24 protein-coding genes are annotated in these 26,485 nt (G+C 70.8%); 10 read left to right on the forward strand and 14 right to left on the reverse strand.

Features of this window, described 5'->3' with window-relative positions; translation table 11 throughout:
* Window positions 1-15: 15 nt before the first annotated feature.
* Together BMW85_RS39925 and BMW85_RS39930 are read left to right on the forward strand one after the other, a co-directional pair.
* Window positions 16-1,713: an ABC transporter family substrate-binding protein gene (locus BMW85_RS39925; RefSeq protein ID WP_245775335.1), complete on the forward strand. Its 1,698-nt coding sequence runs from the start codon at window positions 16-18 to the stop codon at window positions 1,711-1,713.
* A 51-nt stretch (window positions 1,714-1,764) separates the two neighbouring features.
* Window positions 1,765-2,859: a winged helix DNA-binding domain-containing protein gene (locus BMW85_RS39930; protein ID WP_245775336.1), complete on the forward strand. Its 1,095-nt coding sequence runs from the start codon at window positions 1,765-1,767 to the stop codon at window positions 2,857-2,859.
* Window positions 2,860-2,882: 23 nt separating this feature from the next.
* Here BMW85_RS39930 and BMW85_RS39935 read toward each other — a convergent pair whose 3' ends face one another.
* Entirely contained in the window at window positions 2,883-3,137 is a 255-nt protein-coding gene (locus tag BMW85_RS39935) for a metallothionein (protein WP_091092228.1), read from the reverse strand.
* 201 nt (window positions 3,138-3,338) lie between these two features.
* Between BMW85_RS39935 and BMW85_RS39940 the strand changes: the two genes are divergently transcribed.
* The 3 genes from BMW85_RS39940 (at window position 3,339) to BMW85_RS50020 (ending at window position 4,663) form a co-directional block, all read left to right on the forward strand.
* Window positions 3,339-3,788: a hypothetical protein gene (locus BMW85_RS39940; RefSeq protein ID WP_143082569.1), complete on the forward strand. Its 450-nt coding sequence runs from the start codon at window positions 3,339-3,341 to the stop codon at window positions 3,786-3,788.
* Between the two features lie 83 nt (window positions 3,789-3,871).
* Window positions 3,872-4,315, forward strand: a complete 444-nt coding sequence (locus tag BMW85_RS39945) for a carboxymuconolactone decarboxylase family protein (RefSeq protein ID WP_091092232.1) — start codon at window positions 3,872-3,874, stop codon at window positions 4,313-4,315.
* A gap of 177 nt (window positions 4,316-4,492) precedes the next feature.
* A complete protein-coding gene (locus BMW85_RS50020) occupies window positions 4,493-4,663 on the forward strand; it encodes a hypothetical protein (RefSeq protein ID WP_177241112.1) in 171 nt (56 codons plus the stop codon).
* A 2-nt stretch (window positions 4,664-4,665) separates the two neighbouring features.
* On the opposite strand, the gene BMW85_RS39950 is transcribed toward BMW85_RS50020, so the two are convergent.
* Window positions 4,666-5,286: a pyridoxamine 5'-phosphate oxidase family protein gene (locus tag BMW85_RS39950; protein ID WP_091092234.1), complete on the reverse strand. Its 621-nt coding sequence runs from the start codon at window positions 5,284-5,286 to the stop codon at window positions 4,666-4,668.
* Window positions 5,234-5,839 carry a winged helix-turn-helix transcriptional regulator gene (locus BMW85_RS39955; RefSeq protein ID WP_245775337.1) on the reverse strand — a complete coding sequence of 202 codons (606 nt, stop codon included), beginning with the start codon at window positions 5,837-5,839 and terminating at the stop codon, window positions 5,234-5,236. Before BMW85_RS39955 ends, BMW85_RS39950 begins: the two co-directional genes overlap by 53 nt.
* 47 nt (window positions 5,840-5,886) lie before the next feature.
* Here BMW85_RS39955 and BMW85_RS39960 point away from each other — a divergent pair, with 47 nt between their 5' ends.
* Window positions 5,887-7,284, forward strand: a complete 1,398-nt coding sequence (locus BMW85_RS39960) for an MFS transporter (RefSeq protein ID WP_091092236.1) — start codon at window positions 5,887-5,889, stop codon at window positions 7,282-7,284.
* Here BMW85_RS39960 and BMW85_RS39965 read toward each other — a convergent pair.
* On the reverse strand, window positions 7,259-8,341 hold the full coding sequence (locus BMW85_RS39965; RefSeq protein WP_177241121.1) for a PrsW family intramembrane metalloprotease: 1,083 nt from the start codon (window positions 8,339-8,341) through the stop codon (window positions 7,259-7,261). The two genes, BMW85_RS39960 and BMW85_RS39965, sit on opposite strands and share 26 nt — an antisense overlap.
* 58 nt (window positions 8,342-8,399) lie before the next feature.
* The gene (locus tag BMW85_RS39970; RefSeq protein WP_091092240.1) at window positions 8,400-9,611 is read right to left on the reverse strand and encodes an amidohydrolase; all 1,212 of its coding nucleotides are present in this window, start codon (window positions 9,609-9,611) and stop codon (window positions 8,400-8,402) included.
* Between the two features lie 37 nt (window positions 9,612-9,648).
* On the opposite strand from BMW85_RS39970, the gene BMW85_RS39975 reads away from it, so the two are divergent.
* Both BMW85_RS39975 and BMW85_RS39980 read left to right on the forward strand, forming a co-directional pair.
* Complete coding sequence (locus BMW85_RS39975; protein WP_091092242.1) at window positions 9,649-10,047, forward strand: ester cyclase; 399 nt, start codon at window positions 9,649-9,651, stop codon at window positions 10,045-10,047.
* A gap of 29 nt (window positions 10,048-10,076) precedes the next feature.
* A complete protein-coding gene (locus tag BMW85_RS39980) occupies window positions 10,077-10,559 on the forward strand; it encodes a pyridoxamine 5'-phosphate oxidase family protein (protein ID WP_091092243.1) in 483 nt (160 codons plus the stop codon).
* A gap of 11 nt (window positions 10,560-10,570) precedes the next feature.
* On the opposite strand, the gene BMW85_RS39985 is transcribed toward BMW85_RS39980, so the two are convergent.
* Genes BMW85_RS39985 through BMW85_RS40005 form a run of 5 tightly spaced genes read right to left on the reverse strand, consistent with a single transcriptional unit; the run spans window position 10,571 to window position 18,027 of the window.
* Window positions 10,571-11,146 carry an HPP family protein gene (locus tag BMW85_RS39985; RefSeq protein ID WP_091092245.1) on the reverse strand — a complete coding sequence of 192 codons (576 nt, stop codon included), beginning with the start codon at window positions 11,144-11,146 and terminating at the stop codon, window positions 10,571-10,573.
* Entirely contained in the window at window positions 11,143-11,877 is a 735-nt protein-coding gene (gene narI, locus BMW85_RS39990; protein WP_091092246.1) for a respiratory nitrate reductase subunit gamma, read from the reverse strand. The genes BMW85_RS39985 and narI overlap by 4 nt, the downstream gene beginning before the upstream one ends.
* Complete coding sequence (gene narJ, locus BMW85_RS39995; RefSeq protein ID WP_091092248.1) at window positions 11,874-12,554, reverse strand: nitrate reductase molybdenum cofactor assembly chaperone; 681 nt, start codon at window positions 12,552-12,554, stop codon at window positions 11,874-11,876. The genes narI and narJ overlap by 4 nt, the downstream gene beginning before the upstream one ends.
* Window positions 12,554-14,317: a nitrate reductase subunit beta gene (gene narH / locus BMW85_RS40000; RefSeq protein ID WP_091092249.1), complete on the reverse strand. Its 1,764-nt coding sequence runs from the start codon at window positions 14,315-14,317 to the stop codon at window positions 12,554-12,556. The genes narJ and narH overlap by 1 nt, the downstream gene beginning before the upstream one ends.
* Window positions 14,317-18,027 carry a nitrate reductase subunit alpha gene (locus tag BMW85_RS40005; protein ID WP_091092251.1) on the reverse strand — a complete coding sequence of 1,237 codons (3,711 nt, stop codon included), beginning with the start codon at window positions 18,025-18,027 and terminating at the stop codon, window positions 14,317-14,319. Before BMW85_RS40005 ends, narH begins: the two co-directional genes overlap by 1 nt.
* A 217-nt stretch (window positions 18,028-18,244) precedes the next feature.
* Here BMW85_RS40005 and BMW85_RS40010 point away from each other — a divergent pair, with 217 nt between their 5' ends.
* Entirely contained in the window at window positions 18,245-19,123 is an 879-nt protein-coding gene (locus tag BMW85_RS40010; RefSeq protein ID WP_091092253.1) for a glycerophosphodiester phosphodiesterase, read from the forward strand.
* Between the two features lie 86 nt (window positions 19,124-19,209).
* On the opposite strand, the gene BMW85_RS40015 is transcribed toward BMW85_RS40010, so the two are convergent.
* From BMW85_RS40015 to BMW85_RS40025, 3 genes are all read right to left on the reverse strand, one after another.
* On the reverse strand, window positions 19,210-22,062 hold the full coding sequence (locus tag BMW85_RS40015) for a vitamin B12-dependent ribonucleotide reductase (protein ID WP_091092254.1): 2,853 nt from the start codon (window positions 22,060-22,062) through the stop codon (window positions 19,210-19,212).
* Window positions 22,059-22,514 (reverse strand): transcriptional regulator NrdR, encoded by a 456-nt coding sequence (gene nrdR, locus BMW85_RS40020; protein ID WP_091092256.1) that lies wholly within the window; start codon window positions 22,512-22,514, stop codon window positions 22,059-22,061. The genes BMW85_RS40015 and nrdR overlap by 4 nt, the downstream gene beginning before the upstream one ends.
* 470 nt (window positions 22,515-22,984) lie before the next feature.
* Window positions 22,985-23,245 (reverse strand): hypothetical protein, encoded by a 261-nt coding sequence (locus BMW85_RS40025; protein WP_143082570.1) that lies wholly within the window; start codon window positions 23,243-23,245, stop codon window positions 22,985-22,987.
* Window positions 23,246-24,375: 1,130 nt separating this feature from the next.
* On the opposite strand from BMW85_RS40025, the gene lexA reads away from it, so the two are divergent.
* Window positions 24,376-25,083 carry a transcriptional repressor LexA gene (gene lexA, locus BMW85_RS40030; RefSeq protein WP_091092259.1) on the forward strand — a complete coding sequence of 236 codons (708 nt, stop codon included), beginning with the start codon at window positions 24,376-24,378 and terminating at the stop codon, window positions 25,081-25,083.
* Between the two features lie 445 nt (window positions 25,084-25,528).
* On the opposite strand, the gene BMW85_RS40035 is transcribed toward lexA, so the two are convergent.
* Window positions 25,529-26,152 carry a TetR/AcrR family transcriptional regulator gene (locus BMW85_RS40035; protein ID WP_091092261.1) on the reverse strand — a complete coding sequence of 208 codons (624 nt, stop codon included), beginning with the start codon at window positions 26,150-26,152 and terminating at the stop codon, window positions 25,529-25,531.
* Window positions 26,153-26,485: the final 333 nt, after the last annotated feature.

The following is a 26,485-nucleotide window of genomic DNA, read 5'->3' on the forward strand; positions in this document are numbered from 1 at the left end:
AGGAGGAACCGCTCGATGAAAGCAGCACGTCTCGTCCTCGCCCTGGCCGTGGCCGCGCCGCTGGCCCTGGCGGGCTGCGGGGGCCGCACCGGCGGCGGTGGCGAGGAAGGCGCCGGGGGCCGGGGCGACGACCGTACGGTGAGGGCGTTCGACATCAACCCGCGCCCGCGCGACCAGGTCAAGAACGGCGGCACGCTCCGGTGGGGCATCAACGAGCTGCCCGCGCAGTGGAACCGCAACCACGTCGACGGCAACCTGGCGGTGGCGGCGTCGGTCAGCAACGCGCTGCTGCCCTCGCCCTTCTACTCCGACGAGAAGGCCGAGATCACGCCCGACCGCGACTACGTGCTGGAGGCCGAGGTCACGGCGCGGCGGCCACGGCAGGTCGTCACCTACACGCTCAACCCGAAGGCGCACTGGTCCGACGGCAAGCCGATCACCTGGGCCGACTACCAGGCCCAGTGGCGGGCGCTCAACGGCAAGGACCCCGCCTACCGCATCGCCTCCGCGACCGGCTACCAGGACATCGAGAAGGTGGCGCGGGGCAAGGACGACCACGAGGTGGTGGTGACGTTCGCGCGGCCGTTCGGCGACTGGCAGTCGTTGTTCGGGCCGCTGCTGCCGGCCGCCACCAACTCCTCGGCGGAGGCGTTCAACACCGGGTGGCTCAACAAGATCCCGGTGACGGCGGGACCGTTCAAGTTCGGCGGGTTCGACCAGACGGCCAAGACGGTCACGCTGGTGCGCGACGACGCGTGGTGGGGCGACCGGGCCAAGCTCGACAGGATCATCTACCGGGCGGCCGAGCAGGACTCGCTGATCGGCGCGTTCAGCAACGGCGAGCTCGACATCATCGACGTGGGGCCGTCCGCGCCCGACTACGCGCGGGCCAGGGCCACCTCGGGCGCGGAGGTGCGGCAGGCGGCCGGGCCCGACTTCCGGCACTTCACCTTCAACGGCTCCAGCGAGCTGCTGCGCGACCGCAACGTACGCCGGGCCGTGCAGCTCGGCATCAACCGGCAGGCCATCGCGCAGTCCGACCTGCAGGGCCTCGACTGGCCGATCGCGCTGCTCGACAACCACTTCTTCATGAACACCCAGGAGGGCTACCAGGACAACGCCGGCGAGTACGGGGCCTACGACCCCGCGCGGGCCCGGCGGCTCCTGGACGCGGCCGGCTGGCGGCTCGACGGCGCGGTGCGGAAGAAGAACGGCAAGCCGCTGGAGCTGCGCTTCGTGGTGCCGTCCGGGGTGCAGATCAGCAAGCAGGAGGGCGAGCTGGCGCAGAGCATGCTCGCCCAGATCGGGGTGAAGCTGACTATCCGGTCGGTGCCCAGCGGTGACTTCTTCACCAGCTACGTCATCCCCGGCAACTTCGACATCACGCCGTTCTCCTACATCGGCACGCCGTACCCCGTGTCCAGCAGCTTCGGCATCTACGCGAACGCGCCCGACGGCAAGACGTGGAACGCCAACTTCGGCCGTACCGGGTCGGCGGCCATCGACGAGGCCATGAGCCGGGCCGCGCAGAGCCTGGACCCGGCCGAGGGGCGCTCGCTCGCCAACGCCGCCGACCGACTGCTGTGGCAGGAGGTCAACGTCCTGCCCCTCTACCAGCGGCCACAGAACGTGGCCGTGAAGGAGACGCTGGCCAACGTGGGCGCGCGCGGCTTCTACGACCTGCACTACGAGAACATCGGCTTCACCGCCTGAGCCCGTGATCCCGTCGGCGGGAATGTCGGCCGGGTCCGGTAGAAAAGGCGGGTGACGATTCGGGTGAGCTGGGGGCAGATCCTCGCCTGGCGGCTGCGCAGGCAGTTCGTGAGCGGCGCCGACGGCGGAGACGCCGTGAGCGTCGCCCGGCGGCTGTGCGGCGTGCAGGCGCAGGTGGCCTCGTCGGCGGAGCTGGCCGTGGCGGTCCGGCAGGCGGAGCCGGAGCGCGGGGAGGTGCCCCGTGCCCTGTGGTCCGAGCGCACGCTGGTCAGGACCTGGCTCATGCGGGGCGGCACGCTGCACCTGGTGCCCGCCGACGAGCTGGCCTCCTACTGCGCGGCGCTGGCGACGCTGCGGTTCTGGGAGAAGGGCTCGTGGCAGCGCGGTCACGGGGTGACGGCCGACGAGGTCGCCGCGATCATCGAGGCGGTTCCCGAGGCGCTGAAGGGCGAGCCGCTGACCCGGGAGGAGCTGGTCGACGCCGTGGTGACGATGACCGGCCGGACCCGGCTGCGCGAGGCGCTGGCGTCCGGCTGGGGCGCGCTGCTCAAGCCGCTCAGCCGCCTGGGCGAGCTGTGCTACGGCCCGCCGCGCGAGGGCAGGGTGACCTTCACCACCCCCGCCGGCTGGCTGCCGGGCTGGCCGGGCGAGCTGCCGCCGTACGAGGAGGCGGGCGTGCGGGTGGCGCGTGCCTATCTGGGCGCGCACGGCCCGGCCACGCCGGAGATGTTCGACGCGTGGCTGTTCGGCGGGACGGCGCGCAAGGCGGTGCTGAAGGGCTGGTTCGGCGCGCTGGCGCCCGAGCTGACCGAGGTCGAGACCGACGACGGGCTCACGCTGCTCGCGCTGTCGGAGCACGTGGACGAGCTGGCCGCCGGCCGCCCGTCGGCGGCCGTGCACCTGCTGCCGGGCTTCGACCAGTACATCCTGGGCGCGCCGCGCACGCTCGCCCCGCTCATCCCGCCGGAGCTCAAGGCCAAGGTGAGCCGGCAGGCGGGCTGGATCTCCCCCGTGGTCGTGCACGAGGGGCGGGTGGCGGGCGTGTGGGAGCATCGGGACGGCGACGTGGTGCTCGATCTGGCCGTTCCGGTGCCGGCGGAGCCGCTGGCGGAGGCCGTCACGCGGCTGCGTCCCCTGCTGCCGTAGTCCCCTGCTGCCGTAGCCAGGGGTCAGGTGGTGGCGCTGCCCGCCATCACCCGGTCGACGATGCCTTCGCTGCCCTCCTGGCGGGCGCAGTGCGCGCAGCAGTACCAATGCTCGCCCGACTGGACGCCGTGCCCGATGACCTTGGTGCCGCAGTGCTCGCAGATCGGCGCCATGGCCTCGATGGCGCACTGGAAGCAGTCGAAGGTGTGCACCGCCCCTTGCGCGTGCACCTCGAAGGCCATGTCGTAGTCGTTGCCGCAGCTCTCGCAGATGGCCATGGTGATCCCCTCGGTAGTCGATCCGCCGGTGGGATACCCGGTTCCTGGGCGCTCCCTTCCCAAGAAACCGCCATATTCCGTCTACTTCCCCCGGTTTCCCTCGTTCCGCCACGAACCGGGCGGGAGGCTCCCGTTTGCCATCACGGTCAGGACCCAGTAAAGATCGTCGCCGACCCTGTTCCCCCCGTTGAAGGGATGACCGTGCTCACACGTACCGTCCTCGCGGCCGCCCTGGCCGCCGCCGGGCTCGCCGCGCTTCCTTCCTCCGCCTACGCCGCCACGGCGGCGTACACGCCGGAGCGGATCTGCGGCTCCGGCTTCCATCGTGTCCAGGACGGCCACCGCGCCATGAAGACGCGCGACGGCGCCGTTTTCGGGCACGTCTACCTGATGTACAACAAGCGCAGCGGCCAGAACTGCGTCGCCGCGATCAAGACCGCGTTCCGGGGCGTCCGCTCCGTCACCGGCGCGTACCTTGAGGTGCGCGGCGGCGGCAGGTCGGAGGACGCGCAGAAGTACCGCTACTACGCCGAGACCGGCCACCTGGCCGGGAGCTGGAAGTGCGTACGGTACGCCGGCTGGACCCGCGACCCGGACAACCGCGTCGAGGCGTGGGGCGGCCGCCAGAGCTGGGGCAACTGCAAGGGCTGAGATTTCCCGGCCCGAAGTTGTCACATCGCGGCGGCCTGCCCCGTCCATCACCCGTAAGCACGAAACACCTACGGGAGGCTGCCATGAGCCAGCGGATCAACCTCATCAAGCACGTGCCCGACATCTACCACCACTTCATCGAGGCGGAGAAGATCCTGCGCGGGAGCGAGCTGCCCACCGCCACCTTCGAGCTGGTGAAGCTGCGGGCCAGCCAGATCAACGGCTGCGCCTACTGCGTGGACATGCACAGCCGCGACATGAAGAAGTCCGGCGAGAGCGACGAGCGCCTGTGGATGGTGGCCGCCTGGCGCGAGGCCACGGTGTTCACCCCGGCCGAGCGGGCCGCGCTGGCCCTCGCGGAGGAGGCCACCCGGCTGCCCGACCGGGAGGCCGTGCCGGACGCGGTCTGGGAGCAGGCCCGCGAGCACTACGACGACAAGCAGCTCGCGCTGCTGATCGCGGCGATCGCGATGATCAACGCCTGGAACCGGATCGGCGTGACCGCCCGGCTCGCGCCCGGCGCCTGACCGGAGACCGGCAGGAGACCGGCAGGAGACCGGCAGGAGCGGGCTGGAACGGGCGGGAGCCCGTTCCAGCCCCGGGCCCGGCCGCGCTGACCGGGCCTTTCTTCATGCTTCTTACACCGAACTTACGGGGGTGTCGGTAGATAACATCAGTAACAAAAACATCACGGGGGGCTTACGATGAAGAGGCTTGTGGTGGTGCCGCCACACATCGCCAGGCACAAGGTCCGCGACATCCGTTCGGCGGACCGCCGCCACAAGCCCCCCGTCGATCCCAAGGTGGTCGACCTGCGCGCCTACACCGGCCGCAACGTCATCCGCTTCCCCGGCGGCCCGGCGCCCGCCGCCTGACGCTAGGAGGCGTACAACTTCTTGGCGTAGGTCGCGCCGTAGTACGTCTCCAGCTCCTCCACAGACTCCTCCACCTTCTGCGTCTCCTTGGTGAGTCGCGCGTGCGAGGGCAGGTCGTCGCCCCAGGTCTCGGGCTTCCAGAGCGACGAGCGCATGAACGCCTTCGCGCAGTGGAAGAAGATCTGCTCGATCTCGACGACGATCGCCAGGTGCGGGCGGTGGCCCTTCACGATCAGCTCGTCGAAGAACGGGGCGTCGCGGACGAGCCGGGCGCGGCCGTTGATCCGCAGGGTCTCGTTGCGGCCGGGGATCAGGAAGATCAGTCCGACGTGCGGGTTGCGCAGGATGTTGATGAAGCCGTCGGCGCGGCGGTTGCCGGGCCGGTCGGGGATGGCGATCGTGGCGTCGTCGAGCACGTGGACGAACCCGGCCGGGTCGCCCTTGGGCGAGACGTCGCACGCGCCCTGCTCGTCGGAGGTGGCGATCAGGCAGAACGGCGAGGCGGCCAGCCACTGGCGGTCGCGCTCGTGCAGCCGCACCCGCTCCTTGGTCGCCGCCCTCGGCATGACCTCACCGAGCAGCTCGCGCAGCTCGGCCTCGGACCCGATTTCCGCCCAGCTCATGTGATCTCCCTTCGGGGGTTTCCCCCATTTTGTCAGGGATCGGGGCGAGCATCCTGTGCGGTGATCGAAGGGTGAGACTGACCAGGTCCGTACGCGCGTCGTCCCGCAGCCCCGGCCCGGGCCGCACCTCGACCTCCTCCAGCGGCACGCTCCGGCCACACGTCCCGCAGATGGAGTAGGGCTCCAGCAGGGAGCCGCAGGTGACGTGGTGGTAGAGCCGCCGGTGGCCGTTCGCGGCCAGGTGGCGCTCACCCCACTGGGCGAGGGCCAGCACCGGCACCCACAGCTCGCGGCCCATGGGGGTCAGGACGTACTCGTCGCGGGGTGGCGCGTCCTGGTAGCGGCGCCGTTCGAGCACGCCGGCCTCGACCAGCGCGCTCAGCCGCTGGGACAGCACCGCCTTGGGGATGTCGAGATGGGCCTGGAAGTCGCCGAAGCGGCGCACGCCGCACATCGCGTCGCGGATCACGAGCAGCGTCCAGCGTTCGCCGAGCACCTCCAGGGTCTTGGCGAAGGAGCAGTCCTGGCCGTCGTAGTTCTTGCCGAGCGCCATGCCACCCATGTTAGTTCATTCACCGAACCGTGATACCGTCCCGCGCTATGAGTTCATTGACCGAACCGACTCGGCTCGTGCGGCGCGGCACCCTGGCCGTGGCCTCGGCCGCGCCGCTGCTGGTGCTGGCCAACTTCACGCTGCCGATGGTGACGCTGCCGGAGATGGCACGGGACCTGCGGGCGGGGCCGACCGGGCCGGTGTGGATGCTCGGCTCGATCGCGCTCGGGCTGTCGTCGCTGCTGCTGGTCTCCGGCGGGCTGGCCGACGACCACGGCCGCAGGCGGGTGCTCGTCGCCGGCTCACTCGTGCTGGCCGCCGCGAGCGCCGTGGCCGCGGCGGCCCCGTCGACGGCGGTGTTCGTGGGCGCCCGGCTCGTCCAGGGCGGGGCGAGCGCCGCGATGCTGGCCGCGAGCCTCGGCATCGTCGGGCACGCCTGCCCGGCGGGGCCCGAACGGGTGCGCGCCACCGCCAGGTACGGCGCCATGATGGGCCTCGGCACCCTGCTCGGCCCGCTGCTGTCCGGCGCGCTCGCCGCGCTGACCGGCTGGCGTACGGTCTACGCGCTGATGGCGGCCTCGGCCACGGCGCTGGCGGTCGCCGCGGCCCGGATGCTGGAGGAGTCGCGCTCGCCGGCGCGGCGCCGCTTCGACGTGCCCGGCGTGGTGCTGCTCAGCCTGGGCGTGGCCGCGCTGGTCGCCGGGGTGACCGAGGGGCGAGCCGGCTGGACGCGGCCTGTCGTGCCGGCCGCGTTCGTGCTGGCGGCGGTGCTGCTGGCGGCGTTCGTGGCGGTGGAGCGGCGGCGGGCGGAGCCGCTGCTGGACCTGGCGTTGTTCCGGCGGTCGTCGTTCCTGCTGGCGACGGGGTCGGCGCTGGTGGTCGGGGCGGCGATCGTGGGGCTGCTCAACTACCTGCCGACCGTGCTGCAGATCGCGCACGGAATGACGGCGCTGGACACGGCGCTGCTGTGCTCCGTCTGGTCGGGGCTGTCGTTCGCGGGCTCGCTGCTGACCCGGCACGTCCGGCTGGGCTCGGCCGCGCGGCTGGCGCTGGGGCTCGCGCTGACGGCGGCCGGGTTCGCGGCGCTGCTCGGCGTGGGCGCGGCGCTGTCGCTGCCGCTGGTCGTCGCCGGGCTGGCGGTGAGCGGCGCCGGGTCCGGGCTGATCAACTCCGCGATCACCCATCTGGCCGTCGAGAGCGTGCCGGCGCACCGGGTGAGCATGGGGTCGGGGGCCAACAACACCGCCAGGTACGTCGGCTCGTCCCTGGGCGCGGCCGGTGTGGCGGCGGTCGTCGGCGCGCTGGGGCCGGCGCGCGGCGCGGACGTGGCGATCGCGGCCTGCGTCGCGCTGACTGCCGTGACGGCGCTCGCCGTCTGGTCAGCCGCCCGCTCGTCCAGCCGATCGGCTGGCGGCCCGATCACCAGCGTCGCGCCTGGGCCATGACCCCCAGATAGGCGTCCCGCTCCACCGCGAACCTGACCGGGTCCAGTTCCCTCCGCTCGGCCCGCAGATGGAGGATGGTCAGCTCGGTCGCGGCCTGCTGGTAGTCGCTCATGGCCCGGCCGAGACCCGCCCGCCTGGCCCATTTGCGGGCCGCCTTACGCGCGGGGAGCGTGGTGAGCATCCGTACGTCGGCGTCGGAGATCAGCCCGGTGGGCTGGTAGATCGGCAGGTAGAGGGCCATCTTGCCGACGAGGTGGCGGCGCTCGTTCACGGTCACGACGACCAGCACGACCAGCGTCGCCATGATCACCAGGTAGGCGCCGCCCAGCCAGGTGAGCGAGCCCGTGCTGGCGGCGCCGTTCCACAGCGCGTGCAGGAAGACGGCGCCGAGGTAGCCCAGCGGGATCATGGCGTACCGGAAGGTCGTGCGGCGGGTGATCGCGTAGGCGACGCCGAGGCCGATCAGCGAGGTGTAGATCGGATGGCCGAGCGGGTCGATCAGCCCCCGCACCACGAAGAGCTGGATCGCCGCCCCCGGCCCGTCCGCGCCGAACGCGAGCAGGTAGTAGCCGACGTTCTCCACGGCGGCGAAGCCGAGGCCGGCCATGGAGGCGTACACGATGCCGTCGGTCAGGTTGTCGATCTCCTGGCGGCGGCGCAGGAGCAGCAGCAGGGCCGCGCCCTTGAGCGCCTCCTCGATCACGGGGGCGAGGTAGACGGTGCCGATGCTCTCGGCGACCGCGGAGCCGTAGCCGGTCTTCACCCACTCCTGGCCGACGAAGGTCAGGGCGATGCCGAGGACGATCGCCACCCCCGCGCCCCACGCGAACGCGAAGGCGAGGTGCAGCTTCGGCTCCGGCTCCAGCCGGTCGAGGGAGAGCACGGCGGCGAGCAGCACCGGCAGGGGCGCGAACGCGAGCAGCACGGACAGCCCGAATCCGACGGGACCGCCCGCGGCCAGCATGACCGCCAGCGTGACCAGCGCCAGGAGCCCGGAGACGACCAGACCGATCAGCAAAGCCTTGCTGGGGCGCTGCGCGAGCGTCGGTGCTGTCATGGTGGTGCCTCTCTTCCCTTCGGTCCGCCCACTATGCGCCCCCGGCATCGACAAGCACTTAACGGCTGCTTGATTCCCGGTAGTACGGGTCCGCCACCGAAGCCTCACCGTCTGTGTACGAATACACCTCCTTGCCGGAGATGAACACCCTCAGCGCCCGGCTCATCACGTCCAGGGGGTCGCCGGACCAGATCACCACGTCGCTGTCGAGCCCCGGGCGCAACGCGCCGACCCGGTCGGCGAGACCCATGATGCGGGCCGGGTTGACGGTGATCGAGCGCAGCGCCTCGGCCGCGTCGAGCCCTTCCTTAACCGCGAGCGTGGCCTGGTGGACGAGGAAGTGGATCGGCACCACGGGATGGTCGGTGGTGATCGCCAGCTCGACGCCCGCCCGCGCGAGCACGCCGGGGTTGCGCAGCGAGCGCTGACGCAGCTCGACCTTCGACCGGCTGGTGAACAGCGGGCCGATGATCACCGGCACGTTCCGCTCGGCCAGGACGTCGGCCAGCAGGTGCCCCTCGGTGCCGTGGTTGATGATCAGCCGGTAGCCGAACTCGTCGGCCAGGCGCAGCGCGGTGGCGATGTCGTCGGCCCGGTGCGTGTGCTGGCACCAGGGCAGCTCGCCGTCGAGCACGCGGACGAGGATCTCCATCGTGCCGTCGCGGTCGAACGGCTTGTCCTCGCGGGCCGCCGCGTCCTTCCTGGCCCGGTAGTCCTGGGCCTTCATGAACGCGTCGCGGATCACCGCGGCGACGCCCTGACGGGTGGAGGGCAGCTTCTTCTGGTCGCCGTACACGCGCTTGGGGTTCTCGCCGAGCGCGCTCTTGACGCTCGCCGGCTCCTTGACCAGCATCTCGTCGACGGACCTGCCCCAGCACTTGACGGCGACGGTCTGGCCGCCGATCGGGTTGCCGGAGCCGGGCTTGATCACCACGGTGGTGACGCCGCCGGACAGGGCGTCGGCGAAGGCCAGGTCCGCGGGGTTGATCGCGTCGAGCGCGCGCAGGCGGGCGCCGTTGGGGTCGGTCATCTCGTTGGTGTCACTGCCGGCCCACCCTTCGGCCTCCTCGTGCACGCCGAGGTGGCCGTGGGCCTCGACGAACCCGGGCAGCACCCACGCGCCCGCGGCGTCCACGACCGTGCAGTCCTCGGGGATCCGCACGTCCGCGCCGACCTCGGCGATCTTCCCGTTCGTGATGAGGACGGTGCCGCCGTCGATGGGGTCGCCGTCAACCGGTACGACATATCCGCTGGTAATAGCAAGGTTCACGATTTGTAACTTATCGGTATGGGGGTAGGGACCCCACATGATCGTGGAACTGTATCGACGATGGCTGCTCGACATGTGGAACGGCGACTTCGCGCTCGCCCATGAGCTGGTCACCCCCGGTTTCGTCGGACACTGGCCCGGCATGGACGTGCACGGCCCCGACGGGCTGGCCGAGGCGCTGCGGCAGGGACACGCGCCGTTCGAGAACGTCACGCTCACGCTCGACGTGGGGCCGATCGCGGACGGGGACCAGGTCGCGGCGCGGTGGACGTTCGCCGGGACGTACCAGGGCGGTATGCCCGGCGCGACCGCCGAGCCGGGCACCAGGATCGCCTTCAGCGGGCACGACCTCCTGCGGGCCGAGAACGGCAGGTTCGCCGAATACTGGGTGATCTCCGATGTCCAGACGCTCAACCGTCAGCTAGAGATAGGGTGATATCTCCGCAATCCGGACGGGGGTGGCAGGTGTCGGAGCAGTACGCACCGGGCACGGACCCGGCGTTCCGCTCGCTCGCCGACGACGAGCTCTCGGCGCTGCTCGGCCGGCAACGCTTCGGCGCGCTGGCCACCGGCGACGACGGGAGCGGCCGCCCCCAGCTGTCCACCGTGCTGTACCGGTGGGACGCCGAACAGCGCGTCGTCCGCATCGCGACCCTCGCCGACCGCGCCAAGGTGCACCGGCTCCACCGGGACCCGCGCTGCGCACTGTACGTCGCCAGCGACGGCTTCGACGCGTACGCGGTGGCCGAGGGCTCGGCGGAGCTGTCACCGGTGACCAGCGAGCCGGGGGACGAGGTGGGCAGGGAACTGCTCGCCATGCAGGCGGGGCTGGCCGACCCGGCGGACGAGGGGGCGTTCCTGCGCCGGATGGTCGCCGACCGGCGGCTGGTGATCCGGATCAGGGCGGCACGCCTCTACGGGACGGCACTCGCGCCCGCGCCCGCGTAGCCGGCTCGCGGTCAGTCGTCCGGCGGCGCGTTCTTCGCGTGCTTGCGCCACACCGGATAGGGCAGGCCGGCCCCCCGGTTGATGACGAAGCCCTGAAGGACGATGACGCACACCGCGACCATCATGATCAGCAGGTGGACAGGGGTCCGGATCAGGCCCAGCGAGACGATCAGGGTGGTGGCGCCGGCCGGCGGATGCGCCGCCTGGAAGACCGGCATCAGCCCGCAGGTCAGGCCGAGCGCGATGGCGCAGGCCAGGATCCGCTGCCAGTCGATCTTCTCCAGGTCGGGCGGCACGTTGAGCAGGCCGGTGACCGCCAGCGAGAACCATCCGGCCAGCACGCCGATCAGGTGCCCGACGAAGGCGTTGTGCGGCGCGGACGCGGCCGCCAGCGGCGTGAAGAAGAGCAGGAAGGCCGTGGGTCCCAGGGACGGGAAGACGAACGGTGCGTCGGTGTTGTAGGCGATGATCGCCATGAGGAAGATCGAGATGAAGCTGTTGACGCCCGTGTAGAGCGAACGCACCACCCACTTGGGATACCGCTCCTCCAGCGACTCCAGATGGTAGGGCTTCGCCCCGCGGGTCATACGTCGCTCCGCTTCCACCCCGGCCGGAGCGCGGCGGTGCCGATGTTGCGCGGGTCGCGGGCGCGGTAGACGATGTACGGCCTGAACAGATACTGCACGGGCGCGGCGAACGCGTGGACCAGCCGGGTGAACGGCACGATCGCGAACAACAGCAGCCCGGAGATCGCGTGGATCCGATACTCGATCGGCGTGCGCGCCATGAGCGCCACGTCGGGCTGGAACACGAACAGGCTGCGCGCCCAGGGCGAGACGTCGATCCGGTAGTTGTAGTGCAGCGTCGAGGTGTTGATCAGCGTGGTGGCCAGCCCGAGCGACAGCGCGGCGAGCAGGAAGATGTACATGATCTTGTCGTTGACGGTCGTGGCCAGGAAGACCGGCCCGGTGGTGCGCCGCCGCCAGACGAGCAGCGCGATGCCCGCGTAGGTGAGCACGCCGGCGGCGGCGCCGAGCGAGAGCGCCATGAAGCTGTAGGCCGTCTCGCTGACCCCCAGCGCGGCGGTCCAGCTCGCCGGGATGAACAGGCCGAGCAGGTGGCCCATCAGCACGATGAGCAGCCCGATGTGGAACATCGGGCTGCCCCACCGCAGCAGCCGCGACTCGTACAGCTCCGACGAGCGGGTCGTCCAGCCGAACTTGTCGTAGCGGTAGCGCCAGATGAGGCCGGTGACGAGGACCGCCACGGCGATGTAGGGGAACGCCCCCCACAGGAAGACGTCGATGGGCGAGATCACTGGAGACCTCCTGGGGTGGCGACGGGGTGCGACGAGGGGAGTCCGACGGCGCTCAGCCCGACCAGTTCGGGGCCGACGCCGGGCGGGCGGCGGGCCATCCTGGCAGCCTCCTCGGCGGTGCGCGGCGAGGCGCCGGGCAGCGTGCCGCACACCGCTTCGAGCAGCCGGGCGTACGGCGTGGCCGCTTTGACCAGGGAAAACTTCAGCAGTTCGAGCCCGGCCCGGTGCTCCTGGAGCAGGTTCGTGCCGTCCTCGCGCTCCAGGGTCGCGTACTCCAGGACGACGGGCAGGTAGTCGGGCAGCTCGTCGCTGCCCGGCGGCGTCAGGCCGTGCGCCCGGTATCGCTCCTTGATCGCGGCGAGGGAGAACCCGCGGCGGCGGGTGTCGCCGTCGCTCCACCAGGTCAGGTGCAGCGAGCGGCGGTTGCGCAGGTCGAAGACCGCCACGTAGTGCTCCTCGGCCCGCAGCGGATCCTGGCCCGCCAGGTGCTCGGCGAACGCGGCGACGGCCGCCACCGGCGGATGCGCGCCGGTCTCGGCGAGCGCGGCCCTGATCAGCGGCAGCCGGTCGAACAACGCCTGGTCGGGGTAGCGCAGGCACAGCCCGGCCGCCCGGCGCACCACGGCCACACCGTCAGCGGACAGCGAGGAGCGCCGCGAGGTCCACGGTGGCTTCATCACGACTCTCCGCGCTCGTGTCGCTCGCTGATCTCGCCCGGTTCCGCGCCCAGCCCCTCGCCCTTGTCCACCCGGCCGCCCCGGTGGCCGTCGCCGCCTTTCGACCGGTACGGGAACAGCCCCTCGGGAAGGCCGCGGCCGTCCCAGTTGAGCAGGTTGATCCGGCCCCGGTGGCCGCCGGTCTCGGCGGCCTCCTCCGAGGTCTGGCGTTCGCGCAGGCCGTGGAAGGTCTCCACGGACAGGGGCGCGGGCCGGCCGGACGCCTCGCCGAACGGCCCCGACGACTCGGTGCCGCCCATCCCGGGGCCGCCCTCGTAGTCGAGGCTGCATCCGCTCAGCGCGGTCTCCTCCAGGTTCCGTACGTCTCCGGCGGCGGTGGTCGGGATGACGTAGCGTTCCTCGTACTTGGCCAGGGCGAGCAGCCGGAACATGCCGTCCAGCTTCTCGACGTCGAAGCCGACCGAGGCGGCGATCTCCGGGTCGACCGGCTCGCCGAGGTTGATCCGCCGCCGGTGGGAGCGCATCGCGGCCAGCCGGCGCAGCGCCAGCTCGACGGGGGCCGGGTCGCCCGCCGTGAAGAGCTCGGCCAGGTAGGAGACCGGGATGCGGAGCGTGTCGATCGCGCCGAACAGGTTGAGGTGGTCCTCGCCGTCGTGGCCGGAGGCGGTGATCGCCTCCACCACGGGCGACAGCGGGGGCACGTACCAGACCATCGGCAGCGTGCGGTACTCCGGATGCAGCGGCAGCGCCACGCCGTAGGTGGCGATCAGGTCGTAGACGGGCGAGCGGCGGGCCGCCTGGATCCAGTCGTGCGGGATGCCCGCCGCCTCGGCGGCGCGCCGGACCTCCGGGTCGTGCGGGTTCAGGAACAGGTCGAGCTGCGCCGGGTAGAGGTCCTGCTCGCGCGGGGTGGCCGCGGCGGCCGGCGCCCGGTCGGCGTCGTAGAGCAGCACGCCGATGTAGCGCAACCGGCCGACGCACGTCTCGGAGCAGACGGTGGGCTGGCCGACCTCGATGCGCGGGAAGCAGAAGGTGCACTTCTCGGCCTTGCCGGTGCGGTGGTTGAAGTACATCTTCTTGTACGGGCAGCCCGTGACGCACATCCGCCAGCCGCGGCAGCGGTCCTGGTCGACCAGCACGATCCCGTCCTCCAGGCGCTTGTAGAGCGCGCCGGACGGGCAGGAGGCCACGCAGGACGGGTTGATGCAGTGCTCGCAGATGCGCGGCAGGTAGAACATGAAGGTCTGTTCGAGCTCCATGCGCACCTTGTCCTGGATGCGCTGCAGGACGACGTCGTCGGCCTCGTGCTCCGGCATGCCGCCCAGGTTGTCGTCCCAGTTGGCCGACCAGGTGATGTTGTCCATCCGCTTGCCGCTGATGAGCGAGCGGGGCGCCGCCACCGGGAAGTCGTCACCGGCGGGCGTGTCGAACAGGGCGTTGTAGTCGTAGGTCCACGGCTCGTAGTAGTCGCGGATGTTCGGCAGCAGCGGGTTGGCGAAGAGGCTGGCCAACCGCCGCGCCCGGCCGCCCGCCTTGGGGACCAGCCGGCCCCGCGCGGTCAGCTTCCAGCCGCCCCGCCAGCGTTCCTGGTCCTCGTAGCGGCGCGGATAGCCCTGACCGGGGCGCGTCTCCACGTTGTTGAACCACACGTACTCGACGCCGGGACGGCTCGTCCACGTCTGCTTGCAGGTGACCGAGCAGGTGTGGCACCCGATGCACTTGTCGAGGTTCATCACCATGCAGATCTGGGCCATGACGCGCATCAGTACTCGACCTTCTGTGCCCGCCGCCGGATCACCGTGACCTCGTCACGCTGGGTGCCCACCGGGCCCATGTAGTTGGGGAAGAAGGAGAGCTGGGCGTACCCGCCGATGAAATGGGTGGGTTTGACGAGCACCCGGGTCAGCGAGTTGTGGATGCCGCCCCGCCGTCCGGTCGTCTCGCTCTTCGGGACGGCGATGACGCGGTCCTGGGCGTGGTGCATGTAGACCGTCCCCGCCGGCATCCGGTAGGACACGATGGCCCGGGCGACCACCACGCCGTTGCGGTTGACCGCCTCGATCCAGTCGTTGTCGGCGACGCCGATGGCCTCGGCGTCCTGCGGGCTGATCCAGATGACCTGACCGCCCCGCGACAGCGAGAGCATGATGAGGTTGTCCTGGTACTCGGAGTGGATGGACCACTTGTTGTGCGGTGTGAGGTAGCGCACGGTCACCTCGCGCGCGCCGTCCGGGCCGAGGACGGGCTCCCCGAACAGCCGGTGCATGTTCAGCGGCGGCCGGTACGTCGGCAGGTTCTCCCCCAGCTCGGCGACCCATTCGTGGTCGAGGAAGAAGTGCATGCGGCCGGTCAGGGTGTGCCAGGGCTTGCCGTGCTCGGTGTTGATGGTGAAGGCGCTGTACTGGCGTTCGGCGGTCTCGATGCCCGCCCATTCGGGGCTGGTGATGGTGGTCTGCGGATGCGCCTGGGTGGCGGCGTAGTTGATGCGGAGCCCGGCGTCGGCGGCGGCGAGCCCGGCCAGCCCCCCGCTGCCGCCCACCTTCCTGGCCAGGGTGCGGAACCCCTGGTCGGCGAGCCGCCCGTTCGTCGACCCGGACAGCGCCAGGATCGCCTCGCACGCCTTCTTGCCGGTGTCGATCAGCGGCAGGCCGTCGGCCGGGCCGCCGCGTGCGACGCCGTTCGCCAGTCCGAGTTGCCTGATCTCGTGGTCCACCTGGTAGGTGACGCCCTTGCAGGGCACGCCCTTGGACGCGGCGAGCGGGCCGAGGGTGCGCATCTGGGCGGAGATCGCCGTGTAGTCCCGCTCGACGATGGCCATGCTCGGCATGGTCCTGCCGGGGACCGGGGTCGATCCGTCGGTCCGCCAGTCCCGCGCGGTGCCCGCCGGGACGCCCAGCTCTCCGGGCGTGTCGTGCTGGAAGGGCGTGGCCACCAGGTCGTGCCGGGTGCCCAGATGCCGGCCGGCCAGCTCGGACACGACGTCGGCGATGTCGTTGAAGATCTCGAAGTCGGTGCGGGCCTGCCAGGGCGGCTCCACCGCCGGGTTGAACGAGTGCACGTACGGGTGCATGTCGGTCGAGTTCAGATCGTGTTTCTCGTACCAGGTCGCGGCCGGCAGCACGATGTCGGACAGCAGGGTCGTGGACGTCATCCGGAAGTCCAGCGAGAGCAGCAGGTCGAGCTTGCCCTCGGGCGCGGGGTCGCGCCAGCGCACGTCGCGCGGCCTGACCTCCTCCGGCGCCTCGGTGGCCCGAAGGTTGCTGTGCGTGCCCAGCAGGTGGCGCTGGAAGTACTCGGCTCCCTTGGCGGACGAGCCCAGCAGGTTGGCTCGCCACGCGATGAGGATGCGTGGCCAGTTGTCCGGATGGTCCGGGTCCTCGGCGCAGAACTTCAGCCGGCCCGCCGCCAGCTCCCCCGCGATATGCTCGCCCGGGTCCCGGCCGGAGGCGCGGGCCTCGTCGGCCAGGTCCAGCGGGTTGCGGTCGAAGGTCGGGTAGGAGGGCATCCAGCCGAGCCGGGCCGACTGGGCCAGGATGTCGACCGCCGTCATGCCCGCGAAGTGTCCCTTGCCGAGCGGCGAGGCCAGGGCGTCGGCGCGGAAGTGGTCGTAGCGCCACTGGTCGGTGTTGAGGAAGTAGAAGCCGGTGCCGATCATCTGCCTGCTCGGCCGCTTCCAGTCGTTCGCGGTGGCGAGCGTGGTCCAGCCGGTGAGCGGGCGGCACTTCTCCTGGCCGACGTAGTGGGCCCAGCCGCCGCCGTTGCGTCCGATGCAGCCGGTGATCAGCAGCAGCGTGATGAAGTTGCGGTACGTGGTCTCCGAATGGAACCAGTGGTTGGTGCCGGCGCCCATGAGGATCATGCACCGGCCGTCGGTGCTCTCGGCGGTCATGGCGAACTCGCGGGCGGTCCTGATCGCCGCGGCGGCCGGCACCGAGGTGATCGACTCCTGCCAGGCCGGGGTGCCCGGTGAGGCCGCGTCGTCGTAGCCGGTCGGCCAGTCGCCGGGCAGGCCGTCCCTGCCGACGCCGTAGCGGGCCAGCATCAGGTCGTACACGGTGGTGACCAGCGGGCCGCCGGGCGTCAGCCGCCGGGCGGGGACGCCGCGCCGGAGCACCGCCCCCGAGCCGTCGGCGGTGTCGAACCGGGGCAGCAGCACCTCGGCGCCCACGGCGTCGGGCAGTCCGTACAGGGTGAGCCGGGGCAGGACGCCGCCGAGGTCGAGGTTCCAGCGTCCGTCCTCGTGCGACCAGCGGTCGGCGACGGAGCCGGAGGGGACGACCACGTCGCCGGTGGCCTCGTCCAGCAGCACGGTGCGCCACTCGGCGTTCTCGGCCGCGGCGTGCCTGCCGCCGAGGTCGGTGGCGCGCAGGAACCGCCCCGGGACGTACGCGCCGTCCTTCTCCTCCAGCCGGACGAGGAACGGCATGTCGGTGAAGCGGCGCACATAGTCGAGGAAGTAGGGCACCTGCCGCTCGACGAAGCACTCGCGCAGGATCACCTGGCCCATCGCATGGGCCAGCGCGCCGTCGGTGCCGGGATGGGGATGCAGCCAGTCGTCGGCGAACTTGCTGTTGTCGGCGTAGTCCGGCGAGACCACGACCACCTTCTGACCGTTGTAGCGGGCCTCCACCATCCAGTGCGCATCGGGCGTGCGGGTGACGGGGACGTTGGAGCCCCACATCATCAGGTAGGCCGCGTCCCACCAGTCGCCGGACACCGGCACGTCGGTCTGGTCGCCGAACACCTGCGGAGAGGCCACCGGCAGGTCGGCGTACCAGTCGTAGAACGACAGCGCCTGGCCGCCGATCAGCGACAGGAACCGGGTCCCGATCGCGTGCGACAACATCGACTGGCCGGGAATCGGGGTGAACCCGGCGATCCGGTCGGGACCGTGCTCCTTGATGGTGTGCACGTGGGCGGCGGCGATCATCTCCAGCGCCTCCTCCCAGGTGGTGCGCACCAGCCCGCCCTTGCCCCGCGCCTGCTGGTAGCGGCGCCGCCGCTCCGGGTCGCCGACGACGTCCGCCCAGGCCAGGACCGGGTCGCCGAGCCGCCTGCGGGCCTCGCGGTACATCTCCACGAGGACGCCGCGCGCGTACGGGTAGCGCACCCGGGTCGGGTGGTAGGTGTACCAGGAGAACGCCGCTCCGCGCGGGCAACCGCGGGGCTCGTACTCGGGGCGGTCGGGGCCGGCCGTCGGATAGTCGGTCTCCTGGGTCTCCCAGGTGATGATCCCGTCCTTGACGTAGACCTTCCACGAGCAGGAGCCCGTGCAGTTCACTCCGTGGGTGGACCGTACGATCTTGTCGTGCGCCCAGCGGTCGCGGTAGAAGATCTCGCCCGCCCGCCCGCCGCGGTAGGACACGTCCCTCAGGTCGTCGGAGTAGGTCCCCCGGCTGAAGAAGTCTCCGATCCGAAGGAGGGCTGTCGCGGCTCCCTCCTTGGGCTCCTCAGCCGTTCGCTCGTTGACCATGTCGTGTTATCTACCAACGGTGACGGAGAGCAACCGATCGGGAGCTTATATGTAATGCAATGACTCATGACCGGCGGCTTCGGTCGATCATCCTCGGACGTACCGGCGTGTCGGATGCTCATCACCTGGGCATCTCTGGTCTACTCTGCACTCAACCCGTAGTCATCGCCACTTGTCACTGTCGGTTCATCGGCCCTCTCCCCGACGGAGGAGACCCATGCCCCGACACCTCGCCCTCACCCTCTGTGCCGCCCTTCGCCGTGGCGCCGCGCTCACCCTCGGGATCGCGCTCGGCCTCGGCACGGTGGCCGCCCCGCCCGCCTCGGCCGGGGCCTGGGCCTCGGCCACGCGCCCCGTGGACGTCGCGCACCGAGGCGCGTCCGCGTACGCCCCCGAGAACACCATCGCCGCCTTCCGCCTGGCCGAGGATCTGGGCGCGGACCTGTTCGAGCTCGACGTCCAGGAGACCAAGGACCACAAGCTGGTCCTGATGCACGACACCACCCTGTCCCGCACCACGAACGTGAAGGACGTCTATCCCGATCTGTCGCCGTGGCGCGTCGGCGACCTGACGCTCGCCCAGATCCGCCGCCTCGACGCCGGCTCCTGGGCCGGATCCCGGTACGCGGGCGAGCGGGTGCCCACGCTCGGCGACGCGCTCGACGCGATGGCCGGCTCCGGCATGGGCCTCCTCCTGGAGGTCAAGGCCCCGGAGCTCTACCCGGGCATCGAACGGCGCATCGCCGACGAGCTCCGCCGCCACCCCGCCTGGCAGGCGCCGGGCCGGCTCGTCGTGCAGTCGTTCGACTGGCAGTCGATGCGCGCCCTCCACAGCCACCTGCCGCAGGTGTCGATCGGGCTCCTCGGCACGCCACCGGCCGACGAACTGCCGCAGCTCGCGAAGTTCGCCGACCTCATCAACCCGTCGTACACCACGCTCACGGCCGCGTACGTCCAGCGCGTCCACGCCCTCGGCATGCGTACGCTCGCCTGGACCGTGGACAGCCCGACCGCCATGCGCACCCTGTTGGACCGGGGCGTGGACGGCATCATCACCAACCGCCCCGACGTGCTCCGCGAACTCCTGGACTCCTGACCTGCCGTCCCCTGGCCAAGCACGTCAGGTGCTTGACGTACTTGGCCAGAGCGGCTGACCGGGCATCTCTCGCCCGGCGCCCCTGATCAGCTGCAGCCGCTGGTGGAGCCGCAGCCCTCGCAGACGTAGCAGCTGCCCGCCGGACGCATCTTGGTGCCGCAGGTCATGCAGAGCGGAGCGTCGGCGACGAAGCGCCGGTGGCTCTCCAGCGTCAGCTCCTGACCCGTCGCCGCCGACTCCGGCTCGGCCTCGGCGGCCTGCTTGGGCTTCTGCTTCTCCTCGATGGGCGCCGACTGGGCCAGCGCCTCACGGTCCACCGCCTCCTGCAGCGCCGCCGGGTCCTCCCCGCGCTGCTGCGCGGCCCGCTCCGCCGCCGAGAACAGGCCGAGGGCGGCCCGCTCGTCGTACGGCAGGTAGTCGAGGGCCAGGCGGCGGAAGATGTAGTCCATGACGGACGCGGCCATCCGGATGTCCGGGTCGTCCGTCATGCCGGCCGGCTCGAAGCGCATGTTGACGAACTTGGAGACGTACGTCTCCAGCGGCACGCCGTACTGGAGCCCTATCGAGATCGCGACCGAGAAGGCGTCCATGACGCCCGCCAGCGTCGACCCCTGCTTGGACATCTTGAGGAACACCTCGCCGAGCCCGTCGTCGGGGTAGGACGAGGCGGTCATGTAGCCCTTGGCGCCGCCCACCGTGAAGCGGGTGGTGGTGCTCGGCCGCTGGTTGGGCATGCGCCGGCGGGTCGGCCGGTTGACCTCGATGACCTTGATCTCCGGCTCGGCGGCCTCCACGACCTCCGCGACCGGCTCCTCCTTCTTGGCGCCGTTGCCGACCGAGAGCGGCTGGCCGACCTTGCAGTTGTCGCGGTAGACGGCCAGCGCCTTCAGGCCGAGCTTCCAGCCCTCCATGTAGACCTGCGCGATGTCGTCGATCGTCGCCGACTCCGGCAGGTTGACCGTCTTGGAGATCGCGCCGGACAGGAACGGCTGCGTGGCCGCCATCATGCGCACGTGGCCCATGGGAGCGATCGCCCGCTCGCCCATCGCGCAGTCGAACACCTCGTAGTGCTCCTGGCGCAGCCCCGGCGCGTCGACGACGTGGCCGTGCTCGGCGATGTACTCGACGATGGCCTCGATCTGCTCCTGCTGGTAGCCGAGCAGCGTGAGCGCCCGCGGGATCGTCTGGTTGACGATCTGCATGGAACCGCCGCCGACGAGCTTCTTGAACTTGACCAGCGCCAGGTCGGGCTCGATGCCGGTCGTGTCGCAGTCCATCATGAGGCCGATCGTGCCCGTGGGGGCGAGCAGGCTGGCCTGGGCGTTGCGGTAGCCGTTCTTCTCGCCCAGCTTGAGGCACTCCGACCACTGGTGAGACGCCTCGGTGTGGATCGCGGCGTCCATGGTGCCGACCGTGCGCAGGCTGTCGTTCGCCGCGGCGTGCTTGCGCATGACGCGCTTGTGCGGCTCGGCGTTCCTGGCGTAGCCCTCGTACGCGCCCACGACCCCGGCCAGCTCGGCGCTGCGCCGGTAGGACACGCCGGTCATCAGGGACGTGATCGCCGCGGCCACGGCCCGGCCGCCGTCGGAGTCGTAGGCGTAGCCGGTCGCCATGAGCAGCGCGCCCAGGTTGGCGTAGCCGATGCCGAGCTGCCGGTAGGCGCGCGTCGTCTCGCCGATCTTCTCGGTCGGGAAGTCGGCGAAGGAGATCGAGATGTCCATCGCGGTGATGATCAGCTCGGTCAGCTTGACGAAGTCGGCGACGTCGAAGGTGTTGTCGTCCTTGAGGAACTTCAGCAGGTTGATGCTGGCCAGGTTGCAGGAGGAGTTGTCCAGGTGGACGTACTCGCTGCACGGGTTGCTGGCGGTGATGCGGCCGGTCTCGGGGGTGGTGTGCCAGTCGTTGATCGTGTCGTCGTACTGGACGCCGGGGTCGGCGCACTCCCAGGCGGCCTTCGCCATCTTCTGGAACAGGTCCCTGGCGTCGATCTCCTCGATGACCTCGCCGGTGAGGCGGGCGCGCAGGCCGAACTTCTCGCCCTTCTCCACCGCGTGCATGAACTCGTCGGAGACGCGCACGGAGTTGTTGGCGTTCTGGTACTGGACGGAGACGATGTCCTTGCCGCCCAGGTCCATGTCGAAGCCGGCGTCGCGCAGCGCGCGGACCTTGTCCTCCTCGCGCGCCTTGGTCTCGATGAACTCCTCGATGTCGGGGTGGTCGACGTCGAGGACGACCATCTTGGCCGCCCGGCGGGTCGCGCCGCCCGACTTGATCGTGCCCGCGGAGGCGTCCGCGCCGCGCATGAAGCTCACCGGGCCGCTGGCGGTGCCGCCGCTGCTGAGCAGCTCCTTGGACGAACGGATGCGGGACAGGTTGACCCCCGACCCCGAGCCGCCCTTGAAGATCACGCCTTCTTCCTTGTACCACTCCAGGATCGACTCCATCGTGTCGTCCACGGAGAGGATGAAGCACGCGCTCACCTGCTGCGGCGACTGCGTCCCCACGTTGAACCACACCGGCGAGTTGAACGCGAACACCTGGTGCGCCAGGGCGTGCTTCAGCTCGTGGTCGAAGATCTCGGCGTCCTCGTCGGTGGCGAAGTAGCCGTGCTCGATGCCCGTACGGGTGTAGACGCCCACGACCCGGTCGATCAGCTGCTTCAGGCTCCACTCGCGCTGCGGCGTGCCCACCGCGCCGCGGAAGTACTTGGTGGTCACGATGTTGGCCGCGTTGACCGACCAGAACTCGGGGAACTCGACGCCCCGCTGCTCGAAGTTCACCGAGCCGTCGCGCCAGTTGGTCATGACGACGTCGCGGCGCTCCCACTGGATCTCGTCATACGGGTGCACGCCCGGCTTGGTGAAGATCCGCTTCATCTTCAGTCCCTTGCGCGGACGCTTGCCCCCGCGCGCCACTGAACCGCTGGCCGTCTCCGTCACGACTCCCCCTTCTCCGCCTTCAACTGCCTGATCTCGGCCTCGAAGTCCGCCAGGCTCTCGAAACCGCGGTACACCGATGCGAACCGCAGGTAGGCCACCTCGTCGAGGTCCCGCAGCGGGCCCAGGATGGCCAGGCCCACCTCGTTGGACGGGATCTCGGCCGCGCCCTTGGCCCTGATGGCCTCCTCAACCCGCTGCCCGAGCTGAGCCAGTGAATCCTCACTGACCGGCCTGCCCTGACACGCCCGCCGCACGCCCGCGACGACCTTGTCCCGTGAGAACGGCTCCGTCACCCCGCTGCGTTTGCTCACCATGAGCAGTACGGTCTCCTGGGTGGTGAAGCGGCGCCCACATTCCGGACAGGTGCGGCGTCTCCTGATGGCCGCGCCGTCATCCGTGGAGCGGCTGTCGATGACCCTGGTGTCAGGGTGGCGACAGAACGGACAGTGCACGCGCTCGCCTCCTGGACCCGGCCACCACAACGCTCCGCCAGACCGTCATGACGGGACGCTCGCGCACACCCCATGGAGAACCATGGAGCGGTCACGGAAACACAAGGTGTGGTGAACTACATCGGTGTAACTACTAGATGTTGTGGTCCAACCGTAGAAGCGAGCGACCATGAACGCAAGTTGAGCGAGGCCGCCCGACCGAAGTCGCTGATCAGCCCCCGCGTCTCCGGAGGCGTCCGGCGTGTCGTCCCGGAGGGCGTCACATCCCTTGCTGACCGCCACGGTGGTGAACAAACCTCACAACGGTACCGGACACCTCAACGTGCCCGGCCGCCTCCGCGATTCCCCTGGCCAAAGGCCCTTTTACGGGATGAGACGCATCCGCAAATGGGCGTAGCTCGCACACGACTCGCCACCACGACCCCACCGACCCCGGCCGCGCCTCCCCTGGGCACGTACAACCGGTCGCCCTACCGGATGGTGAAGGCGCCAGGTAAGCCGCCGAGCCGCGCGGGCTCCTCCACCGCACCTCCGGAACCCTTGCCCCCGGACAGCACGTCGGCGGCCTCCCCCAGCGCGTGCACCGCCACCGAGGGGAGCCCGGCGTGTCCAGGCGCCGTGGCCTTCACCGCCGCGTGGCCGGCCGCCCGGGTGCCGAGCCAGAACCCGCCGAGCGACAACAACACCATCGCGACGACCACCACGGCCCGCCCGCGTCGCGTCAACCGCACCGGCGGCGGCGCCACCTCCGCCCGCCGGCGAACCGCGCCCAGCCGGCTGCGCCGCCCCCTCGGACGCCCGCCGCCCGCAACCGGCCGTCCCCACCGTGCTCCGCCACGCGAGCCCGCCGCGACACCACTCCCGGCCGAGGAGAGCCCGCGCCCACCGGACGTGCCACCGCCCGTCGAAGCCGGGAGGACGACACCCCGTCCAGCCGCCTCGGAGCCGCCACGGGCACCAGACACGGCGCCCCTGCCTCGGGACTTGATCGCAGCATCCCGCGGCAACGCGGTTGCACCTTTGGTGAAGCGGCGGGGGCGTCTGAGTCCGAGGCGGAATCGTCCGCCGGTTCCGGGCCCTCCCCGACCCGTACCGGCCTTCGACGATCCTCGCCGCCCCTCGCCCCGAGCAACCCGCTCCTCCCGCCGTCGACCTCCGGGCCCGTCGGCAGCGCTCCCTGCCGAACCCTGGGCGGGGGCGGGAGCGTCGTCCGGCCGCCTCGGGCCGGGTATGCGGCGGCCCGCTGTCGACCCCCGCCTCACCGCTTTCAGCGAGCCACGCGTCTCGGACGAGCCCTCGACTCCGGGACGACGACGTACGGACGCCCGCCGGCGGTCCTCGCGACCCGGAGGCGGCTCCTCGCAGGCGCCGTCCTCGTCCGGGCGGGGCGGCGGCACCAGGCGCAAATGGGGCCTCCCCTGCCCCGAGCGGCCGCCAGGCGAAGAGCCGTCGCGCCTTCCCGAACCGCCCGGAAGGAACCCCAACCTCTTGCCGGAATTTCCGCGGGACCCGGCCTCCGCCCGCGTATTGTCTGGACGTCGGTCCTTGCCCTGCGTGGCGTCGGCGATGAGCGTGAGGCGTTTGGCGTCTTCGCTGGTCGTGTCCGTGTTTGTGGTCGTTCGCATGGTTGACCTCCCGCCGTGTGGCCCGAGGAAAAGGCCAAATAAGATCAGCAAATCGAACACGGTGTCGATCGAACTCCCGTACGATGTTGTACACCACACTGGCCCCAATTTCGAGGAAGACTCGAACAATTGTTTGAAGATGATCTTCATTCGAGATACGGTCGCGGTGTGCTACATGAAGACCACAGAACGGGAGCTTCGCCGGTGAGGCGGGCATCCGGGCGAGGAGGAGCAGCATGACCGAGCGGGATGACGCGAACGGGGTCAGCGACCTCGCGGTGCGCCGACGCGACTCCCTGGGCCTGACGCCCAGGCAGCGCAAGATCCTGGAAGTGATCCGCGACTCGGTGCAGCAGCGCGGATATCCGCCCTCCATGCGGGAGATCGGCGAGGCCGTGCAGTTGACGAGCACCTCCAGCGTGTCCCATCAGCTGACGGCTTTGCAGCGCAAGGGCTACCTGCGGCGCGACCCGCACCGCCCCCGCGCTTTGGAGGTGCGCCTGCCGGGCGAGCCCGTGATGTGGGTCGACCCCGACGCCACGGACGAGGAGCTGACGGTCAGCCGCCCCACCGCCGCCTACGTCCCGCTCGTCGGGCGCATCGCCGCCGGTGGGCCCATCCTGGCCGAGGAGAGCGTCGAGGACGTCTTCGCGCTGCCGAAGCAGCTCGTCGGCGAGGGCACCCTGTTCCTCCTGCAGGTCGCCGGTGACTCGATGATCGACGCCGCCATCGCCGACGGCGACTGGGTCGTCGTACGCCAGCAGCCGGTCGCCGAGAGCGGCGACATCGTGGCCGCCATGATCGAGGGCGAGGCCACGGTCAAGACGTTCAAGCGCAAGGACGGGCACATCTGGCTGGTCCCCCACAACCCGAACTACGAGCCGATCCCCGGCGACGAGGCCAGCGTCCTGGGCAAGGTCGTGGCGGTCCTGCGCCGGCTCTGACGGCGGCCGGCTGTCGGCGGGAAGCGGGCGGAGTCCGGGGCACCTCGTCCGCCGCGCCACTGCCTGGCCTTTCTGTTCTGGCGCACACCAGAAGCTGGTTGACGCTCCCGAGCCCGACCGGAAACCGGAGACCGGGGTACGGCACCGCACCGCCGACCCCGGCCCGCCCCGACCTCACCCCGACCCAGGCCCAGGCCCGGCTCTGCGACGCCTGGGCACGCAGGGAAGCCGGCCGAGCGGTCCGCAGCTCGTGACCGACGGAAGGGGTCGGCCGGCCGTCGACGACGTTCGTGGGTGAGCACCGATCCGCATCCGCCGTCGTGCCGTCAGGCTCCAACTCCCAGCACAGGCTCTCCGAGCCCCACGTGCACTCCAGCAGTTTCGGCGGATCGACCCGGACGATCTCGCCCACGCCATAGCGAGGGTCAACGACGGCTGTTCGCCCTTACGCGGGCGACGAAGAGCCTGCCCGCGGAGCCGGGGCGGAAGGAACCACACAGGCGAGGGCCTCGCGTACGACGCCGGCGAAGGAACCGGCGCTGCCGGAGGCGAGCCAGTGCCGCCCCGCCACGCGGATGGCCCCGGCGACCGCGGCGGCGGTGACGGCGGGGAAGAGGTCACGCTGCGGGTCCATCCCCGCGCGGGCCGCTATCGCCTCGGCGAGCGGCCCCTCGGCCATGGTGAACGCCTTGAGCGCCTCCCCCTCCAGCTCGGGCGTCGACATGATCATCCGCAGGCCGGCCCTGTCGGGCTCGGGGTCGGTGTAGAGCTCAAGCATGGCCGCGACGATCGCGCGATCCAGCGGCTCGTCGGCCGGCCGGGCGGCCAGCGCCTGTCCCGCGCGCCTGGACTGGTCGGCTTGGAAGGAACAGATCGCCTCCTCCCGGCTGGAGAAGTAGTTGTTGTATGTGCGCGGCGAGACCCCCGCCGCCGAGGCGATGTCCTGGACGCGCACCAGCGCCAGCCCTGAGGGCCCCTGGTCGATGGCCAGCCGAAGCGCGGCGTGACTGATCGCCTCGCGCGTGGCCTGCTTGTGGCGCGCGCGCAGGTTCATGGCGTCGTCGGTCATGACAGAACTCTACATTGATTGCGTGCCACGCACTTAGTGCGCACCACGCAACATATGGCTATAGTGTCGGCAGGCGGCCGGCGGTGAAGCCCGTCCATTGCCCACCATCCGGCCGGGACGGCGAGGTCTTCGAGGGCAGGCCGGCCGCTCTCGGCGAACCGTCCGTCGCGGGCGCCGTCCCGGGCCTCCCCCATCCACGAGCACAGGAGCAGGAATGACGTCCAAGATGATCGCGTTCGACGAGGACGCCCGGCGCGGTCTCGAGCGCGGTATGAACCAGCTCGCTGACGCCGTCAAGGTGACCTTGGGCCCCAAGGGCCGCAACGTCGTGCT

It is taken from the genome of Nonomuraea wenchangensis, assembly GCF_900111685.1.
GTDB classification, from domain to species: domain Bacteria; phylum Actinomycetota; class Actinomycetes; order Streptosporangiales; family Streptosporangiaceae; genus Nonomuraea; species Nonomuraea wenchangensis.